This window comes from Klebsiella sp. D5A (assembly GCF_001620885.1).
GTDB classification, from domain to species: Bacteria; Pseudomonadota; Gammaproteobacteria; order Enterobacterales; family Enterobacteriaceae; genus Klebsiella; species Klebsiella variicola.
The window spans coordinates 1-629 of sequence record NZ_LOAR01000049.1 but is presented as its reverse complement, the minus strand read 5'-3'; the positions used below and the strand labels follow the sequence as shown (position 1 = coordinate 629).

1 protein-coding gene is annotated in these 629 nt (G+C 55.5%); it reads left to right on the top strand.

The genetic code is table 11. The features are described 5' to 3' along the window. Positions 1–629, top strand: a 629-nt coding sequence (locus AS136_RS25940) for a GTP-binding protein (RefSeq protein ID WP_228140438.1), incomplete at both ends; no start/stop codon positions are given.

Genomic DNA, 629 nt, shown 5'->3' with positions numbered 1-629 from the left:
GCTGCCATCACTACCGTTCTGGCTAAAACCTACGGTGGTTCTGCTCGTGCATTCGACCAGATCGATAACGCGCCGGAAGAAAAAGCTCGTGGTATCACCATCAACACCTCTCACGTTGAATATGACACCCCGACTCGCCACTACGCGCACGTAGACTGCCCGGGCCACGCCGACTATGTTAAAAACATGATCACCGGTGCTGCGCAGATGGACGGCGCGATCCTGGTTGTTGCTGCGACTGACGGCCCGATGCCGCAGACTCGTGAGCACATCCTGCTGGGTCGTCAGGTAGGCGTTCCGTACATCATCGTGTTCCTGAACAAATGCGACATGGTTGATGACGAAGAGCTGCTGGAACTGGTTGAGATGGAAGTTCGTGAACTGCTGTCTCAGTACGATTTCCCGGGCGACGACACTCCGATCGTTCGTGGTTCTGCTCTGAAAGCGCTGGAAGGCGACGCAGAGTGGGAAGCGAAAATCATCGAACTGGCTGGCCACCTGGATACCTATATCCCGGAACCAGAGCGTGCGATTGACAAGCCGTTCCTGCTGCCGATTGAAGACGTATTCTCCATCTCCGGTCGTGGTACCGTTGTTACCGGTCGTGTAGAGCGCGGTATCATCAAAGT